This is a genomic window from Bradyrhizobium sp. A5 (genome assembly GCF_042076515.1).
GTDB classification, from domain to species: domain Bacteria; phylum Pseudomonadota; class Alphaproteobacteria; order Rhizobiales; family Xanthobacteraceae; genus Bradyrhizobium; species Bradyrhizobium cosmicum.
Genome location: NZ_CP148990.1, coordinates 2,389,915 through 2,404,797, shown reverse-complemented (window position 1 = coordinate 2,404,797; position 14,883 = coordinate 2,389,915). Strand labels below are relative to the sequence as shown.

Annotated in this window: 20 protein-coding genes; 10 read left to right on the top strand and 10 right to left on the bottom strand. The window is 64.5% G+C overall.

The genetic code is table 11. The annotated features are described in order from the left end of the window. Positions 1-8 precede the first annotated feature (8 nt). Genes WHZ77_RS11310 through fliL form a run of 3 tightly spaced genes read right to left on the bottom strand, consistent with a single transcriptional unit; the run spans position 9 to position 2,177 of the window. Positions 9-458, bottom strand: a complete 450-nt coding sequence (locus WHZ77_RS11310; RefSeq protein ID WP_375313741.1) for a DUF6468 domain-containing protein — start codon at positions 456-458, stop codon at positions 9-11. Then, entirely contained in the window at positions 455-1,657 is a 1,203-nt protein-coding gene (gene fliM / locus WHZ77_RS11305) for a flagellar motor switch protein FliM (protein ID WP_015684961.1), read from the bottom strand. Before fliM ends, WHZ77_RS11310 begins: the two co-directional genes overlap by 4 nt. Before the next feature lie 19 nt (positions 1,658-1,676). Further along, positions 1,677-2,177: a flagellar basal body-associated protein FliL gene (gene fliL / locus WHZ77_RS11300; protein ID WP_375313740.1), complete on the bottom strand. Its 501-nt coding sequence runs from the start codon at positions 2,175-2,177 to the stop codon at positions 1,677-1,679. A gap of 381 nt (positions 2,178-2,558) precedes the next feature. Here fliL and flgF point away from each other — a divergent pair, with 381 nt between their 5' ends. From flgF to flgH, 4 genes are read left to right on the top strand one after another with little or no spacing between them, the layout of a single operon-like run. Then, positions 2,559-3,320 (top strand): flagellar basal-body rod protein FlgF, encoded by a 762-nt coding sequence (gene flgF / locus WHZ77_RS11295; RefSeq protein ID WP_375313739.1) that lies wholly within the window; start codon positions 2,559-2,561, stop codon positions 3,318-3,320. A 17-nt stretch (positions 3,321-3,337) separates the two neighbouring features. Beyond that, positions 3,338-4,126, top strand: coding sequence for a flagellar basal-body rod protein FlgG (flgG, locus tag WHZ77_RS11290; RefSeq protein WP_375313738.1), 789 nt, complete (start codon positions 3,338-3,340; stop codon positions 4,124-4,126). A gap of 10 nt (positions 4,127-4,136) precedes the next feature. After that, on the top strand, positions 4,137-5,276 hold the full coding sequence (gene flgA / locus WHZ77_RS11285; RefSeq protein ID WP_375313737.1) for a flagellar basal body P-ring formation chaperone FlgA: 1,140 nt from the start codon (positions 4,137-4,139) through the stop codon (positions 5,274-5,276). 3 nt (positions 5,277-5,279) lie between these two features. Beyond that, complete coding sequence (flgH, locus tag WHZ77_RS11280) at positions 5,280-6,044, top strand: flagellar basal body L-ring protein FlgH (RefSeq protein ID WP_015684956.1); 765 nt, start codon at positions 5,280-5,282, stop codon at positions 6,042-6,044. A 196-nt stretch (positions 6,045-6,240) separates the two neighbouring features. Here flgH and WHZ77_RS11275 read toward each other — a convergent pair whose 3' ends face one another. Together WHZ77_RS11275 and WHZ77_RS11270 are read right to left on the bottom strand one after the other, a co-directional pair. Then, positions 6,241-7,020: a 2-keto-4-pentenoate hydratase gene (locus WHZ77_RS11275; RefSeq protein WP_375313736.1), complete on the bottom strand. Its 780-nt coding sequence runs from the start codon at positions 7,018-7,020 to the stop codon at positions 6,241-6,243. Between the two features lie 78 nt (positions 7,021-7,098). Further along, entirely contained in the window at positions 7,099-8,127 is a 1,029-nt protein-coding gene (locus tag WHZ77_RS11270; RefSeq protein ID WP_375313735.1) for an SDR family oxidoreductase, read from the bottom strand. A 95-nt stretch (positions 8,128-8,222) separates the two neighbouring features. On the opposite strand from WHZ77_RS11270, the gene WHZ77_RS11265 reads away from it, so the two are divergent. After that, positions 8,223-8,621 carry a winged helix-turn-helix transcriptional regulator gene (locus WHZ77_RS11265; protein WP_375313734.1) on the top strand — a complete coding sequence of 133 codons (399 nt, stop codon included), beginning with the start codon at positions 8,223-8,225 and terminating at the stop codon, positions 8,619-8,621. A 282-nt stretch (positions 8,622-8,903) separates the two neighbouring features. On the opposite strand, the gene dksA is transcribed toward WHZ77_RS11265, so the two are convergent. Together dksA and WHZ77_RS11255 are read right to left on the bottom strand one after the other, a co-directional pair. Continuing rightward, positions 8,904-9,269 (bottom strand): RNA polymerase-binding protein DksA, encoded by a 366-nt coding sequence (gene dksA, locus WHZ77_RS11260; RefSeq protein ID WP_008554760.1) that lies wholly within the window; start codon positions 9,267-9,269, stop codon positions 8,904-8,906. A 215-nt stretch (positions 9,270-9,484) separates the two neighbouring features. After that, positions 9,485-10,096, bottom strand: coding sequence for an NAD(P)-dependent oxidoreductase (locus WHZ77_RS11255; RefSeq protein WP_375313733.1), 612 nt, complete (start codon positions 10,094-10,096; stop codon positions 9,485-9,487). Positions 10,097-10,235: 139 nt separating this feature from the next. Here WHZ77_RS11255 and WHZ77_RS11250 point away from each other — a divergent pair, with 139 nt between their 5' ends. Further along, positions 10,236-10,607, top strand: a complete 372-nt coding sequence (locus WHZ77_RS11250) for a helix-turn-helix domain-containing protein (RefSeq protein WP_151649292.1) — start codon at positions 10,236-10,238, stop codon at positions 10,605-10,607. A gap of 126 nt (positions 10,608-10,733) precedes the next feature. Here the strand turns inward: WHZ77_RS11250 and WHZ77_RS11245 are convergent, their stop codons facing one another. Then, positions 10,734-11,147 carry a flagellar assembly protein FliX gene (locus WHZ77_RS11245; RefSeq protein ID WP_375313732.1) on the bottom strand — a complete coding sequence of 138 codons (414 nt, stop codon included), beginning with the start codon at positions 11,145-11,147 and terminating at the stop codon, positions 10,734-10,736. A gap of 269 nt (positions 11,148-11,416) precedes the next feature. On the opposite strand from WHZ77_RS11245, the gene WHZ77_RS11240 reads away from it, so the two are divergent. The 4 genes from WHZ77_RS11240 (at position 11,417) to WHZ77_RS11225 (ending at position 13,936) form a co-directional block, all read left to right on the top strand. Continuing rightward, positions 11,417-12,541 (top strand): flagellar basal body P-ring protein FlgI, encoded by a 1,125-nt coding sequence (locus tag WHZ77_RS11240; RefSeq protein WP_375313731.1) that lies wholly within the window; start codon positions 11,417-11,419, stop codon positions 12,539-12,541. Further along, positions 12,541-12,909: a flagellar assembly peptidoglycan hydrolase FlgJ gene (gene flgJ / locus WHZ77_RS11235; RefSeq protein WP_375313730.1), complete on the top strand. Its 369-nt coding sequence runs from the start codon at positions 12,541-12,543 to the stop codon at positions 12,907-12,909. The genes WHZ77_RS11240 and flgJ overlap by 1 nt, the downstream gene beginning before the upstream one ends. A gap of 11 nt (positions 12,910-12,920) precedes the next feature. Beyond that, the gene (locus tag WHZ77_RS11230) at positions 12,921-13,418 is read left to right on the top strand and encodes a hypothetical protein (RefSeq protein WP_375313729.1); all 498 of its coding nucleotides are present in this window, start codon (positions 12,921-12,923) and stop codon (positions 13,416-13,418) included. 158 nt (positions 13,419-13,576) lie between these two features. Further along, the gene (locus tag WHZ77_RS11225) at positions 13,577-13,936 is read left to right on the top strand and encodes a hypothetical protein (protein WP_375313728.1); all 360 of its coding nucleotides are present in this window, start codon (positions 13,577-13,579) and stop codon (positions 13,934-13,936) included. 3 nt (positions 13,937-13,939) lie between these two features. On the opposite strand, the gene WHZ77_RS11220 is transcribed toward WHZ77_RS11225, so the two are convergent. Beyond that, a complete protein-coding gene (locus WHZ77_RS11220) occupies positions 13,940-14,308 on the bottom strand; it encodes a hypothetical protein (RefSeq protein WP_375313727.1) in 369 nt (122 codons plus the stop codon). 12 nt (positions 14,309-14,320) lie between these two features. Continuing rightward, the gene (gene flaF, locus WHZ77_RS11215; protein ID WP_143840789.1) at positions 14,321-14,689 is read right to left on the bottom strand and encodes a flagellar biosynthesis regulator FlaF; all 369 of its coding nucleotides are present in this window, start codon (positions 14,687-14,689) and stop codon (positions 14,321-14,323) included. Between the last annotated feature and the right edge of the window lie 194 nt (positions 14,690-14,883).

Genomic DNA, 14,883 nt, shown 5'->3' with positions numbered 1-14,883 from the left:
CCCTGACTTTATGCGGCAAGGCCGCCGTTGGATCGTCGGCGCTCGGAGAAGGCTTCGGCCGCGGCCGCCACCGCCTTCGCTGAGGATGGCTTGGCCACGGGCGCGGCAACCGTTTCCGCACCGGTCATGGGGCGCGCGGCGATCGCGATCTTGGACAGGCGCCGCACCACGTTGTCGGCTTCGCCGAGCTGCCTGTAGAGCTGGTCCGACATCTGGGTTGCCGCCGCGAGCTGGCTGCCGAGGTTCTCGTTGACGTCGCGCACCGCGAGCTTCAGCCCGCCGATCGCGCGCTCGGCGATCTCGGTCGCCGTGATCAGTTCGCCGATGACCGCCTTCAGCGAATGCTCGTCCGCCTTCAGCCGCGTCAGCCGTTTGTTGAGCATGACGCAGTAGAAGATCGTCAGCATCAGCAGGATAGCCACCAGCGTCTCGATCGCCATTCCCAGGGAGTGGTTCATGGGGCCTCCATCATCTTGTTCTGCTCGTCGACCTTCTCGAACATGGCAAGTGTCGTACTTGGCTTGCGCAAGGGTTTCGTCACCCGAATCGCGACGCGATCGCCGACCCGGCCCATCCGCCCCTCGGTCAGGGTGACGTCGCCGCAGCGCACGGTCACGTTGGCATCCGCGCGCATGTCGAGCGGCAGGGTGTCGCCGACCTTGAGCCGCATCAGCTGCTTGAGCGGGATATCGGCCTCGTAGAGCACGGCGTCGACCGAGATCTCGGCCTGGTTGATCTCGGTGGCGAAATGGCCCTCCCAGACCGTATCCCGGCCGAATTTCTCGCCCATGAACATCTGGAGCAGGACGCCCCGGATTGGCTCGATGGTCGCATAAGGCAGCAGCAGCTCGATATTGCCGCCGCGATCTTCCATGTCGATGCGCAGGCGCACCAGGATCGCGGCGTTGGCGGGGCGGCTGATCGCGGCGAAACGCGGATTGGTCTCGAGCCGGTCGATCGTGAAGGTCACCGGCGACAGCGGCCGGAACGCCTGCTCGGCATCGGTCAGCACCACCTCGACCAGCCGCTTCACCAGTTCGGTCTCGATCGTGGTGTAGGGCCGGCCCTCGATGCGGAGCTGGCTCGAGCCGCGGCGGCCGCCGAGCAGCACGTCGATCATCGAATAGATCAGGCTGGAATCGACCACCGCCATGCCGAAGTTTTCCCACTCCTCGGCCTTGAACACCGTGAGCACGGCGGGCAGCGGGATCGAGTTCATGTAGTCGCCGAAGCGCACCGACGTGATGCGGTCGAGCGAGACTTCGACGTTGTCCGAGGTGAAATTGCGCAAGCTTGTCGTCAGCAACCGCACCAGGCGGTCGAAGACGATTTCGAGCATCGGCAGACGCTCGTAGGAGACCATCGCCGAATCGATGATCGCGCGAATGCCGGAATGGTCGTCGAGCGTGACGTCGCCGACCGTGAAGCCGAGGAGGTTGTCGATCTCCTCCTGCGACAGCACCCGCTCGCCGGAGTTCTTGCCGGTGCCCAGATCGCGGCTGCCGTCCTCGACCATGGCCGCCCATTGCAGGGCCATGGTCTCGGATAGTTCGTTTTCGGCAGCAGCCTTCGCGGCCTCGGCGGGATCCTCGGAATCGAGCGAGGCCTCCCATTGGGCGGCAATTGCATCCTGGTCTGGTTGGTCGGTGCCCGCCATGATCCCTAGCCCACCATGCTCACTGGATCACGACTTCCTTGAACAGCACCGCGCTGACCTGGACCGGCGCGACCGCCGCGTTGACGCGCTTGGTCAGCTCTTCCTTGAGGCGGAAGATGCCGGCGGAGCCGTTGAGGTCGGACGAGCGCAATTCGCGCACATAGGTCTGGAAGATGTCGGTGATGCGCGGCATCGTCGGCTTTATCACCTCGATCTGCTTCTCTTCCTTCAGCTCCAGCACGACCTTCAGCTTCAGGTATTGCACGCGCTCACCCGGCGCGCCGGCGAGGTTGACCATGATGTCGGGCACCTCGACGAAGGCCGGCGGCTTCGGCGGGGGCGCCGCCTCGGCGTGATGCTCGTCCTCGCCATGGCGGAAGAACAGGAACCAGGTCGCAGCGCCGCCCCCGAGCAGGACGAGCGCGCCGACGACGATCAGGATCAGCTTGAACTTGCTCTTGGGGGCAGCGGCTTCCGCGCCTTCGGCGGCTGCGCCGCCTTCCGCTTCATTCTCTGCCATGGTCGATCAGGCTCGCTCATCTAAACGGATCGAAAGAGCGAAGCCTCCTGGCAGACAATGACGCGATACAAATGCCCCAGCGCAATGCGCTCCTCTTGCTCGCAAACGCTACGGTAATAATGGTTAACGGAACCTTTCGATCGGGCCTCCACTAGGAAAAATCTGCCGGGCAAACATGGCTAACAGAACCTTTCTGCCGCCTTCCCGCGCCCTCGAAAAATCAACAAGTCATTGAAATTTCGTAACTTCCCACGTTGGCACGGCTTTCGCTGAGAGAGGGATGAGACCGGAGGGTTTGGGAGAACCTGACAGTCTCGTTCACGGGGTCGGCCAAGGCGCTTGGGAGAGCGAGGTGGCGGGCTCGCTCAGGGGAGATTTCCGATGCAGAACGCGCTTCTGATCGGCTTGTCACGGCAGATGACGTTGGAACGGCAGATGGATGTCATCGCCAACAACGTTGCCAATGCCAACACCAACGGCTTCAAGGCCGACCATTCGCTGTTCGAGGAATTCCTCAATTCGAACGCGCGTGAGGACAATTTCATCGCCTCCGACCGCCGGGTCTCCTATGTGCAGGACCGCGGCACCTTCCGCGACGTCGGCCAGGGGCCGATGGAGCCGACCAACAATCCGCTCGACATGGCGATCGACGGCAACGCGTTCTTCGCGGTGCAGGCCGGCGGCGGCGAGCGCTACACCCGCGACGGCAAATTCTCGCTCAACAACACCGGCCAGCTCGTCACCTCCGACGGCAACCTCGTGCTCGGCACCGGCGGCCCGATCACCTTCCAGCCGACCGACCACGACATCAACGTCGCCCCCGACGGCACGGTCACCGTGCTCGAGGGCACGGCCAGGACCGACTCGATCCGCGGCAAGATCCGCATGGCCTCGTTCGACGATCCGGCCAAGCTGACCAAGCTCGGCGCCAACCTCTATGACGCCGGCTCCGCCGTCATCCAGGCCGACGCCAAGTCCGTGGTCCGCCAGAGCTACATCGAGAAATCGAACGTCAACTCGGTCGGCGAGATGAGCCGCATGGTCGAAGTCATGCGCAGCTACACCGCCATTGCCAATCTGCTCCAGCAGCAGAGCGACCTCCACAAATCGGCGATCGAGAAACTCGCCGACGTTCCGGCCTGATGTAAGGGATTACTGACATGCAAGCGCTCCACACCGCTGCGACCGGAATGGCGGCCCAGGAACTCAACGTCCAGGTCATCTCCAACAACATCGCCAACTTGCGCACCACCGGCTTCAAGAAGCAGACGGCGGCATTCCAGGACCTGATCTACGAACACGTGCGCCGCGTCGGCGCACAGGCCTCGGACCAGGGCACCATCCTGCCCGTCGGCGTCGACGTCGGCGGCGGCGTCAAGACCGTCGGCACGCCGCGCAGCATGACACAGGGCACGCTGTCGCAGACCGGCAACGACCTCGATCTCGCGATCTCGGGCGAAGGCTTCTTCAAGATCCTGATGCCCGACGGCACCTACCAGTACACCCGCGACGGCACCTTCCAGATGGACAATCAGGGCCGCATCGTCACGGCGCAGGGCAACCCGGTGCAGCCGACCATCACCATCCCGAACAACGCATCGGGCATCGCGGTGAGCGAGCAGGGCCAGGTCTCGGTGACGCTGCCGGGCTCGTCGACCTCCTCGATCATCGGCCAGATCGGCGTGACCCGTTTCATCAACAAGGCCGGCCTGCAGCCGGTCGGCAGCAACCTGTTCACCGAAACGCCGGCCTCCGGCGCGCCGCAGGACGGCACCGCGAACTCCGAAGGCTACGGCAAGGTCACCCAGGGCAGCCTCGAGCAGGCCAATGTCGACGTCGTTTCAGAGATGAGCGATCTGATCGCCGCGCAGCGCGCCTATGAGATGAACGCCAAGGTCATCAGCGCCGCCGACCAGATGATGCAATCGACCACGGCGCTGTTCCGCTGAGGTCATGACGATGATCCGCACCACCCTTGCCACGATCTCCGTCCTCTGTGCACTGGCGCTGCCGGCGCGGGCCGCCGACGATTTCATCGCGGCACCGACGCTGCGCGCCAGCGTCACCGTCACCTCCGACGTGGTGCGGGTCGGCGATCTCATCGACAATGCGGGCTCGGCCGCGCTGATCCCGGTCTACCGCTCGCCCGATCTCGGCACCACCGGCGCACTGCCGGTCGCGCAGGTGCTGTCGGTGCTGCGCGGAAAACAGGTGATCGGCGTCATGACCGGCGACATCAAGGAAGTCCAGGTCACCCGCCTCGCCCGCACGCTCCTCAACAAGGACCTCGAAAACGCGGTCGCCTCGGCGCTGGAGCGTCGGTTCGGCCTGGGGGATGCCGCCAACATCACCGTCACCTTCGACCGCGGCATCTCCGACATGCGGCTGGACGCTTCCAACAGCGGCGCGCTGCAGCCGGTCGCGACCCGCTACGACGCCCGCAGCGGCCGCTTCGACGTCGCCTTCGAGATCGTCAACGACAGCAATCCGACGCCGACCAAGCTGCGCTTCACCGGCAATGCGATCGAGACGGTGGAAGTGGCCGTGCTGGCGCGCGACATCGACCGCGCCGACATCCTGAAATCCTCCGACGTCGCGCTGGAGCGTCGGCCTAAGGCCGAGGTCGCCGGCGAGGCCGCCTCGCGCGACCGCGTCATCGGCATGCAGCTGCGCCGGCCGATGCGGGCGGGCACGCCGATCCGCGTCGCCGATATCGTCAAGCCCGACTTCGTGTCGCGCGACCAGAGCGTCACCGTGATCTACCAGGTTCCAGGGATCTACCTCACCACCCGCGGCAAGGCGCTCGAGAGCGGCGCCGAGGGCGACACCGTGAGCGTTCTCAATCTGCAGACCAAGCGCACGCTGACGGGGACCGTCACCGCCCGCGGCCAGATCACCGTCCAGGGCGCCAGCCAGTCCGCGCCGATGCCGGCTGCGGTCGAGCAGACTTCCTCGCTCAAGCGCGACGAAGCGCCCGCCCCCGTCGACACTGCTGCCCTGCTCCGGAACCTGGTCCAGGCCCCCGCGTCCCCGGCCCAGATCGCACAGGCCCAGATCCCGCAAGTTCGCGTCACGCAAGCTCCAGCCAAGTCAGAGTAAGTCATGTCCAGTTTCAGTTCGGCTTTCCGTCTTCGTCGCATCGCGATCTCTGCCCTGCTGCTGGCCACCTGCGCGCTGGCGAGCGGCTGCTCCTCGATCGACCGCCTGTCGCAGATCGGCGAGCAACCGAAATTGTCGGCGATCGACAATCCGACGACGCAGCCCGGCTACAAGCCGGTGCAGATGCCGATGCCGAAGCCGGAAGTCGCCTCCTACAATCCGAACTCGCTGTGGCGCAACGGCAGCCGCGCCTTCTTCAAGGACCAGCGCGCCCACCAGATCGGCGACCTCCTGACCGTGACCGTGAACATCACAGACAAGGCCAACCTCTCCAACGAGACCCAGCGCAGCCGAACCGCCAAGGAAGATTCGGGAATTACCGACTTTATCGGCAGCCAGACCGTCACGCAGCCGCTCAAGGTCTTGCCCGGTCGCCTTCTCACCACCGACTCGACATCCTCCGCCGACGGCAAGGGCTCGGTCAATCGCACGGAAGCGTTGCAGACCAACGTCGCCGCGGTCGTCACCCAGGTGCTGCCGAACGGTAACCTCGTGGTCGAGGGCAAGCAGGAGATCCGCGTCAACTACGAGATCCGCGAGCTCGTGGTCGCCGGCATCGTCCGGCCCGAAGACATCCAGAGCGACAACACCATCGATTCCAGCAAGATCGCGCAAGCCCGCATCGCCTACGGCGGCCGCGGCCAGATCACGGACGTGCAGCAACCGCGCTACGGCCAGCAAGTCATGGACGTGCTGCTGCCCTTCTAAGTCTCTCCCGAGCTCCCACATCGTGTTCGCGAACCTAGGCGCGAACGACGATGTACGACGCGGCCCTCGCTAGCTCCCCTGGCGAGGGCCGCATCCATTTTGACGAAGGCGCTGCCCCAAGCTCCGTCATTGCTGTGCAAGCCGCAATGCGCAAGCGCTGCGTCCGGGGCAGAAGATCGCGGACAGCGGAAAGAGTCTACGTAAACTCCGCCTCCACCACACCCAGCCCGTCCAGCTCCATCCGCACCTTGTCGCCGGCCTTCAGCCACAGCGTCTTGACCAGGCTCCCGGTGAGCACGAGCTGTCCCGCGTGCAGGCCCTTGCCCTCTGCGGCGAGGTGGTTGGCAAGCCAGGCGAGTGCGTTGTGGGGATGGCCGAGCACGTCGGCGCCGGTGCCGTGGCTGACCTCCTCGCCGTTGACGATGGCGCGGCCCTTGACCGATTTCAGGTCCGGCACCGACGAGCGCGGAACGGACGGCCCCAGCACGCAGCCGGCGGCGAAGAAATCGTCGGCGATCAGCGTCGGCGCGCCCATCGTCTCCCACTTCACGTAGCGGTCGTCGACGATCTCGATCGCGGGATGATAGGCCTCGACGGCTTCGCCGACCCACTCGGCCGTGAACGGCGCCTCGCCGGCGGCAAGGTTTCGCTTCAGCCGCACCGCAATCTCGCACTCGACGCCGACGCGGACATAATCGGCGGCCGCGAGCCTGACGCCGCTGTCGTGCACGCCCTTCTGGAACACGCCGCCGCCGCAGGGGTGCGGAATGCCGATATATTCCTGCATCACCGGACTGGTGCAGCCGATCTTGTAGCCGACCAGCGGCCCGGCATGCGGCAGCAGCAGATCGTGCAGCGCGCGCTGGACTTCGTAGCCTTCGTCCTCGTCGGCGGGAGGAACCTCAAGCGCGGCGAGCGGCGCATGGTTGCGCCGCGCCAGCGCGATCGCCTTTGCGGCTTTGAGAATTTTGTCCATCGGCGCCGCCTCCTACGCAACCCAATTGAGGACGGCACTTCAGCACCCCCGCCGGGGCGTGACAAGGACGGGGCGGCCTCACGCCTTGACGAGACCAAGACGGATCAGGCTCTCGGCAGTCGCCAGGATCGCCTCGTCATTGGACCGGGCCTGCCAGCCGAGCAGCGACCTCGCCTTGGCGCTGGTGGAATGCCTGACCTTGCCGAGCATCGGCACCACCGCACGCAGCAATGGAATCCGGTTGGCGGCCAGCCGCACCAGCCAGTCCGGGGCCTGGAGCCGCGGAACCCGCCGCGCGCCCGGTCCGAGTTCCCGCCGCAGCACCCTGGCGATGTCGAGGATCGACATCGCCTCGCCGGACACCGCGATGAAGCGCTCGCCTTTCGCCTCGGGCGCAATCATCGCCCGCAGATGCAGATCGGCGACGTCGCGCACGTCGACCAAACCGAAATAGACCCGTGGCACCGCCGGCATGGCACCGTCGAGCAGCGATTTGACGATCTCGATCGAGCCGGAGAAGTCTGGCCCCAGCACCGGACCGAAAATGCCGGCGGGATTGACGACCGACAGTTCCAGCCCGCCGCCCTCACGCGCGACGAAATTCCAGGCCGCCCGCTCGGCCAGCGTCTTGGACTTGATGTAGGGCTGCACGTCGGCGCCTTCGAGATTGGTCCAGTCGGTCTCGTCGAACGGTTTTTCACGCGGCGGATGGCCGTAGCCGATCGCGCCCAATGAGGAGGTGATGACGACCCGCCTGACGCCGGCATCCCGCGCGGCGCGCAACACCCGCAGCGTGCCGTCACGCGCCGGGATGATCATCTCGTTCTCGTCCCTGGGAACACTGGTCGACAGGGGCGAAGCGACATGGAGCACGTAGTCGCAACCGGCAACCGCCTCGCGCCAGCCCTCGTCTGCCGTGAGGTCGGCGGTCAGGAAGGACAGGCTCGCCGGCGAAGTTGCCCCGCTCTCGCGCAGCATCGCCAGCACGTCGTCCCTCCGGTCCGGCCGGCGCACCGTCGTCCGCACCGCGTGACCGGCGGCCAGAAGTTGCAGGACGACATGGCTGCCGACGAAGCCGGACCCGCCGGTGACCAGAACGGTGCTCATTGCCAAATTCCCCTTCGGTGCGCGGCCAGGCGAATTGGTTCCGCCGGCCCTGCTCAAGGCCGCATCTGGTCACTATCTCCCGGGGGACAAGTAGAATGGATTTCGAGACCGGTATGGAAAACCTGACCAGCGTTTGCGACGACGACTGCGATTGCAGCCCCGACCCCGCCCTGCTCACCGACTTTAGGCGCGCGATCCACGCGCTCGGCGGCAAGTGGAAACTGGAGATCCTGTTCTCGCTGATGAACGGCGCGGTTCGCTTCGGCGCCTTGCGGCGATCGATTGGCGGCATCACCCAGCACATGCTGACCTCGCAACTGCGCGAGCTCGAGCGGGACGGGCTGGTGGCGCGGACCGTCCTCGCTTCGAGGCCGTTGCAGGTCGAGTACGAGCTGACGGATGCGGCCTACGGCCTGTTGCCGGCGTTTAAGGAAATATTGAGCTGGTCCAGGCTTTATGGGGATGCGCGCCTCGTGGCGTCGCGGCAGGCCTGATTGCAGCGATGTGTGATGCTGCTGGATCGGTGTCTCAGCATCCGGGTCGATCCCGTTGATGCGACTCGCAAAACCTCCCGCACCTGAACTGAAGGCTTTCTCTCATCCGAACTCACGTGAGCACGGAGGAATTGAGTCTAGCCCGTTGATCGCGATTCACTTTTCGCGATTGCGGCCGCGCGACGAGGCGCGCGGCGGCAAGCGACAGGCAACGTGCTGATAAGGGCGCGAAGCGGCACCTTGGATCCAAAAACAAAGAGCCGCATCGCTGCGGCTCGGACTCTATTCGTCGCGATAGACCTTCTCGCGTTTCTCGTGGCGCTCCTGCGCTTCCACCGAGAGCGTCGCGATGGGCCGGGCTTCGAGCCGCTTCAAAGAGATCGGCTCGCCGGTGTCCTCGCAATAGCCGTAGGTGTTGTCCTCGATGCGCTGAAGCGCGGCGTCGATCTTGGCGATCAACTTGCGCTGGCGGTCGCGGGCGCGGAGTTCGATGGCGCGGTCGGTTTCGGACGATGCCCGATCGGCGAGATCGGGGTGGTTGACGTTCTCCTCCTGCAGCGCTTGCAGGGTGAGCTTGGACTCTTTGAGGATCTCATCCTTCCAGGCGAGGAGCTTCAAACGGAAGTACTCCTTCTGCCGGTCGTTCATGAAAGGCTCTTTTTCGGTCGGTCGGTAGTTTTTCAACTTTTCCAAGGGCGGCCTATCTTCTTAAGCAACGACTCGTGAACGGAACGAAGTCCGTTGAGCCGGGGCTTATATAGCGACCTCCTGTGACAGACAATATTTCCTTAATCGCTCGGTTACCGCCCCCAAACCCTTGCACAGGAAGGTTTATCCTGGAGGGTCCGGAGGCGGCCAAAAGCCTAGTAACCGACCGTGAAACGCTGCCGTGCATGAGCCGGCCGCTCGATCTCGTCGGCGAGCGCGATGGCGTAGTCGGCGAAGCTGATCCAGCTCTTCCCGCTCGCATCTGCGAGAAGCTGGTCGGTCCCGAGCCGGAACTTGCCGGTCCGCTCCCCCTCGATGAACAGGGCCGGAGGCGAGATGAAGGTCCAGTTCAGGTCCTTCTCCTGCCGCAGCAGGTCGAGGAATGCCCCGCCTTTTTCCGCTTCCGCCTTGTATTCGGCCGGAAAACCGGGGGTTGTGACCAGTTTCACGCCGGGAGCGACTTCCAGGCTGCCGGCTCCGCCGACGACGAGGTAGCGGCCGACCTTGGACTCCTTTGCCGCGCCGATCAGCCTGAGCGGGTCGCTGGCCAGGAAGTGCACGGAACTCACGGCCGCGTCGTGCCCGGCCCACAGCTTGGCAAGGCCCGCCTGGTCGAGCACGTCGCCCTTGGTGGACGTGACATTCGACAGGGCCGCAATCTTCTCGGGGTTCCGGGCGACGGCCGTAACCGTGTGGCCGCGACGGGCCAGCTCCTTGGTGATTTCCGATCCGGCCCGGCCGGAGGCGCCGGCGACTGCGATCTTCATGGAAGGCTTCCTTTGCTTCTTGGTAACTAATAGTGACTAGATATCACAAAGGATGCTGGTGTTAAGAGAGCACTTTGTGCTTACCTGATTACACAGGAGTAACCGGCAAGCGGCCAACATGGATCGTGAGGACCCGACGATGAAGCCAGACGTCTATGCAGCGAACTGCCCCACACGCCAGATCCTCGATCGCGTCGGCGACAAATGGGCGGTGCTGATCCTGCTGCTGCTGCGCGAGGAGCCGATGCGCTTCAACCAGTTGCGCCGCACGATTGAAGGCATTTCGCAGAAGATGCTGAGCCAGGTTCTCAAGTCACTCGAACGCGACGGATTGATCAAGCGTCACGCCATCGCAACCGTGCCGGTGACGGTGGAATATTCGATCACGCAGCTCGGCGTGACGCTCGCCGCCGCAGTCGATCCCCTGCGCGACTGGGCCGAGCAGAACCTGAAAGACGTGCTCGCCGCCCAGCGCCGTTACGATGCTCAGTTGAAGGACGTAGCGGCGTGAATGGCAAGGTCTGGAGCGAGCCGTTCGCGCGCCGCCCCAAACTCCGCTGTCATGCCCCGGCTTGACCGGGGCATCCAGCACGCTGAGGCTTCTCGATTCAAGACGACGACAACCTGCCCGACTAGTCTAAGCCTGCCCGGCCTTGGCGAGTTCGACCTCGACGCGCAGCTCGATCTCGGACAGCACGGAATCGAGACCGGGATCACCGGAGGACGATTTCAAATTCGTCGCGGCATCCCGCAGCCGCATCACCGTCGACGCGTCGAGATTGCCGGACAGCAGACCCATCTTGAGATCGTCGAGCACGTCGAGCGCGGTCCTGCCGCGAGCGACCGAACGCTTGCGGCGCTCGACCGGATCCTCCTCGATGCCCTGCAGTGCGAGCAGCGCATCGATGTTGGCGGCGGCCTTCGGTGCGGCAGCGCTCCGCGTCCCCTGCGCCGACGCGGCGTCGGGCAGGACGAAGGTGCCGGAGCCCGTCCGCTTGGCCTGGCTGGCCGGCGTTCCAAGCGTTGTGCCGTTCGGTCCGTAGATGCGCATCGCAGCAATCCGGGTGATCGATGCGTCACATTCGCCGTCTTATGGTTAACGGCGCGTAAACAGCCCGGCAAAATCTGCCGAGAGGCGGCAGTTTCGCTCCTCAGGGAGAACGCCGGCTGACACCGGTCGAAACAGGTTTATTCAACCTATTCAATCGCCTACCCCCATTATCCCGTGTTGGCACAGCGCTCGCAAGGACAGCGTCGGACCAGCTCGTCATGGGAGTGTCGAGATTGGTCCGAGATTTGAGGAGCCTCGGGGAGCAGAGGATGCCAGGCGTTCGTTGGGTAAGGATTCTTGGGGTGGCCTGCGCCGCGCTGTCAGCGCTGGCGCTCTCGGTCGCGCCCGCAAGCGCGACGTCGCGCATCAAGGATCTCGCCAATATCGAGGGCGTGCGGCAGAACCAGCTCATCGGCTACGGCCTCGTCGTCGGCCTCAACGGCACCGGCGACACGCTCAACAACATCCCCTTCACGAAGCAGTCGCTGCAGGCGATGCTCGAGCGCATGGGCGTCAACATCCGCGGCGCCACCATCCGCACCGGCAACGTCGCCGCCGTGATGGTAACGGGCAATCTGCCGGCTTTCGCCACCCAGGGCACGCGCATGGATGTCACCGTCTCCGCGCTCGGCGACGCCAAGGATCTGCGCGGCGGCACGCTGCTGGTCACCCCGCTGCTCGGCGCCGACGGCAACGTCTACGCAGTTGGACAGGGCTCGCTCGCGATCTCCGGCTTCCAGGCCGAGGGTGAAGCGGCCAAGATCGTGCGCGGCGTTCCGACCGTGGGCCGCATCGTCAACGGCGCCATCATCGAGCGCGAGATCGAGTTCGCGCTCAATCGGCTGCCGAACGTCCGGCTGGCGCTGCGCAACGCCGACTTCACCACGGCCAAGCGGATCGCGGCCGCGATCAACGACTATCTCGGCCTCAAGACCGCCGAGCCGATCGACCCCTCGACGGTGCAGTTGTCGATCCCCCCGGACTTCAAGGGCAACGTCGTCGCCTTCCTCACCGAGATCGAGCAGCTCCAGGTCGATCCCGACCTCGCCGCCAAGATCATCATCGACGAGCGCAGCGGCATCATCGTGATGGGCCGCGATGTCCGCGTCGCCACCGTCGCGGTGGCCCAGGGCAACCTCACCGTCACCATTTCCGAGAGCCCGCAGGTCAGCCAGCCCAACCCGCTGTCACGCGGCCGTACCGTAGTCACGCCGCGCACCGGCGTCAGCGTCACCGAGGACGGCAAGAAGTTCGCCGTCGTCAAGGACGGCGTCTCGCTGCAACAGCTCGTCGACGGCCTCAACGGCCTCGGCATCGGCCCCCGCGACCTCATCAGCATCCTGCAGGCGATCAAGGCCGCCGGCGCGATCGAAGCCGACATCGAGGTGATGTGATGCAGACGAGCATGATCAACACCGCGCACGTCGCGACCTCCCCGGCGTTCTCCGTCGAGAGCCGTAACGGCCGGCCCGATTTCGAGCTCGCCGCCGCGTTGCAAAAGGTCTCGCCGAAGCAGCAGGCAAAGGCGCAGAAGACCGCCACCGATTTCGAGGCGATGTTCCTCAACAGCATGTTCTCGCAGATGACCTCGGGCCTGAAGGGCGAAGGTCCGTTCGGCGACACGACGGGCACCGGCGTGTGGCGCTCGATGCTGACCGAGCAATATTCCAAAAACTTCGCCAAGGCCGGCGGCGTCGGCGTCGCAACCGAGGTCTACCGCACCCTCATCATGCAGCAGGCGAAAACCATCCGCACGGCATAAGGTCCAACGAGATGAACCACTTCAACGCCTCACGACAGCCGGTGCAAGCGCAGCGTCCGAACACTGCTCCCGGCAATGCCGAAGCGCGCAAGGTCGCCGAGCAGTTGATGGACGCGATGAGCGCCCTGCTCGGACTGATCGAGCGCGAGACCGAGCTCGTTCGCGCCGGCCAGGTCCGCGAGGCGATGACTCTCGAGAGCAAGAAGCAGGAGTTGTCGCGAAACTATGTCAGTGCCGTCAGCGCATTGAAGTCGAACCAGCCCCAGCTCGCCAAATCCGCGCCCGAGCTGCTCTCGACGCTGCATCGGCACCACGATGCGTTCCGCGCGATGCTCCAGGTCAATCTCACCGTGCTCGCGACCGCACATGCGGTCTCAGAGAGCGTCGTGCGCGGCGTCAATGCCGAGATCCAGAAGCGCAACGTGCCGAACACCTATACGGCCGCGGGTCGCCGCGCCACGCCGGGCCCGCGCCACATCACCCCGCTCGCGGTCAGCCGCTCGCTCTGAGCGCGCGCAAAACCAACGACAATTTTACGAAAAACCGCGCGGCGATCTCGTCGCGCGGTTAGGCACGTTTCCTTACCAGGTCTTCAAACCTGGTGTTCCATGGTTGCGTATTGAGAGGGGTTGGGATTTGACTCACGCGAGGCAACCAGGAGGCTGCCATGAGTACAGATTTCAGCATCAGGCCGGTGGGGATACCGGTCCCTGTGCAGACCGTAACGACGTCGAATTCGGCGGCGAACGAGGCCGTGCAAACTGATTTGCCGGTGAGCCAGACGGTCGCCGCAAGCGATACCAGTGCGGCCGTGCGCAGTGATCTGCCGAAGAACGAGAACGTCTCGCGTCAGGTCGTGTTCGACCAGGCCGCCGCGTCTTTCGTCTTTCAGGTGGTCAACGACAAGACCGACGCGGTGGTCAATCAGTTCCCCGACGAAGCGATGCTGCGCCGGCGGGCCTATTTCCATGCAGAGGATTTGAAGTCCGAGCCCTCGCGTCCGCTCACGACAGACGTCAGCGCCTGACGATCAGGTATCGAGCGTGGCCTGCGCGGTATCGAGATAGGTCGAGCCGGTTGCAGGATCCGTCACGACGTTCTTGATCTGCGCCTTGCCGGTATCGGTCAGCGTGAACTTGGTATTCCCGAAGCGGAACGAGCCGTCCTTGATCAGCACCTGCTGGTACTGCGACGTGCCTTCGCTCTGGTAGTGGATCTGCGCGCGAAATCCGTTGATCTGCGAAACGTTCAGCGAAAACGTCTTGCCGTCCGGATACTTCCCGGTCCAGCTGCCCTGGTAGAGCGAGGAATCGACCGCCACATATTTCGATGAGCCCGATGTGCTCGAAAGCACGTTCGACTTATACGCGGTCGACAGGATGCTCATGATGTCGGCCATGACGAGATTCCATCAGGGACGGCCGGACAGTCCGGCGGCGATGTTGCGGTTGATCTCGATCAGCGGACGGAAGTGATCGAACTGCGGGCTCATCTGGAGCGCCGCGGTCTGGCTCAACACGAACACGCTGATGTTGGCGATCTTCTGCCGGACGTCCAGCGGCTGCGGATTGTTGTCGCGCATCGCCTCGCTCAGGAAGATCGTCCAGAGCTTGCGGTTGAACATCAGGGCGTGTGTGGTCTGCTCGCTGAACGGGTCGGCGCTGTTGATCGCGTCCTGCAGCTTGTTGGCGGCCTTGAGCAGTGTCTGCGCCTCGACGTCGCGAGGAGATGCGGTGGTCGTTGCAACACGCGCGTAAGCCGAGGCAGCGGAATTCGACATCAATCACACCTTGGAGGTTACCTAGCCCGTTGAACGCGCTTAAGGATTTCTTTCCCGACCCTAGGCAGCACCGCTTAAGATTTGCTTACGTGTGTGCTTGGAAGGCACTCCGGATTATTACGGGGCTCGGAGCTCTTCTCAGCGCAACGCTAGATGCACACACGCGCGCTGTAAACTTGCTTCGCATGATGCGT

Coding starts and splice junctions, on each gene's coding strand:
- WHZ77_RS11310 (WP_375313741.1), bottom strand. CDS start 458: ATGAACCACTCCCTGGGAATGGCGATCGAGACGCTGGTGGCTATCCTG.
- fliM (WP_015684961.1), bottom strand. CDS start 1,657: ATGGCGGGCACCGACCAACCAGACCAGGATGCAATTGCCGCCCAATGG.
- fliL (WP_375313740.1), bottom strand. CDS start 2,177: ATGGCAGAGAATGAAGCGGAAGGCGGCGCAGCCGCCGAAGGCGCGGAA.
- flgF (WP_375313739.1), top strand. CDS start 2,559: ATGCAGAACGCGCTTCTGATCGGCTTGTCACGGCAGATGACGTTGGAA.
- flgG (WP_375313738.1), top strand. CDS start 3,338: ATGCAAGCGCTCCACACCGCTGCGACCGGAATGGCGGCCCAGGAACTC.
- flgA (WP_375313737.1), top strand. CDS start 4,137: ATGATCCGCACCACCCTTGCCACGATCTCCGTCCTCTGTGCACTGGCG.
- flgH (WP_015684956.1), top strand. CDS start 5,280: ATGTCCAGTTTCAGTTCGGCTTTCCGTCTTCGTCGCATCGCGATCTCT.
- WHZ77_RS11275 (WP_375313736.1), bottom strand. CDS start 7,020: ATGGACAAAATTCTCAAAGCCGCAAAGGCGATCGCGCTGGCGCGGCGC.
- WHZ77_RS11270 (WP_375313735.1), bottom strand. CDS start 8,127: ATGAGCACCGTTCTGGTCACCGGCGGGTCCGGCTTCGTCGGCAGCCAT.
- WHZ77_RS11265 (WP_375313734.1), top strand. CDS start 8,223: ATGGATTTCGAGACCGGTATGGAAAACCTGACCAGCGTTTGCGACGAC.
- dksA (WP_008554760.1), bottom strand. CDS start 9,269: ATGAACGACCGGCAGAAGGAGTACTTCCGTTTGAAGCTCCTCGCCTGG.
- WHZ77_RS11255 (WP_375313733.1), bottom strand. CDS start 10,096: ATGAAGATCGCAGTCGCCGGCGCCTCCGGCCGGGCCGGATCGGAAATC.
- WHZ77_RS11250 (WP_151649292.1), top strand. CDS start 10,236: ATGAAGCCAGACGTCTATGCAGCGAACTGCCCCACACGCCAGATCCTC.
- WHZ77_RS11245 (WP_375313732.1), bottom strand. CDS start 11,147: ATGCGCATCTACGGACCGAACGGCACAACGCTTGGAACGCCGGCCAGC.
- WHZ77_RS11240 (WP_375313731.1), top strand. CDS start 11,417: ATGCCAGGCGTTCGTTGGGTAAGGATTCTTGGGGTGGCCTGCGCCGCG.
- flgJ (WP_375313730.1), top strand. CDS start 12,541: ATGCAGACGAGCATGATCAACACCGCGCACGTCGCGACCTCCCCGGCG.
- WHZ77_RS11230 (WP_375313729.1), top strand. CDS start 12,921: ATGAACCACTTCAACGCCTCACGACAGCCGGTGCAAGCGCAGCGTCCG.
- WHZ77_RS11225 (WP_375313728.1), top strand. CDS start 13,577: ATGAGTACAGATTTCAGCATCAGGCCGGTGGGGATACCGGTCCCTGTG.
- WHZ77_RS11220 (WP_375313727.1), bottom strand. CDS start 14,308: ATGGCCGACATCATGAGCATCCTGTCGACCGCGTATAAGTCGAACGTG.
- flaF (WP_143840789.1), bottom strand. CDS start 14,689: ATGTCGAATTCCGCTGCCTCGGCTTACGCGCGTGTTGCAACGACCACC.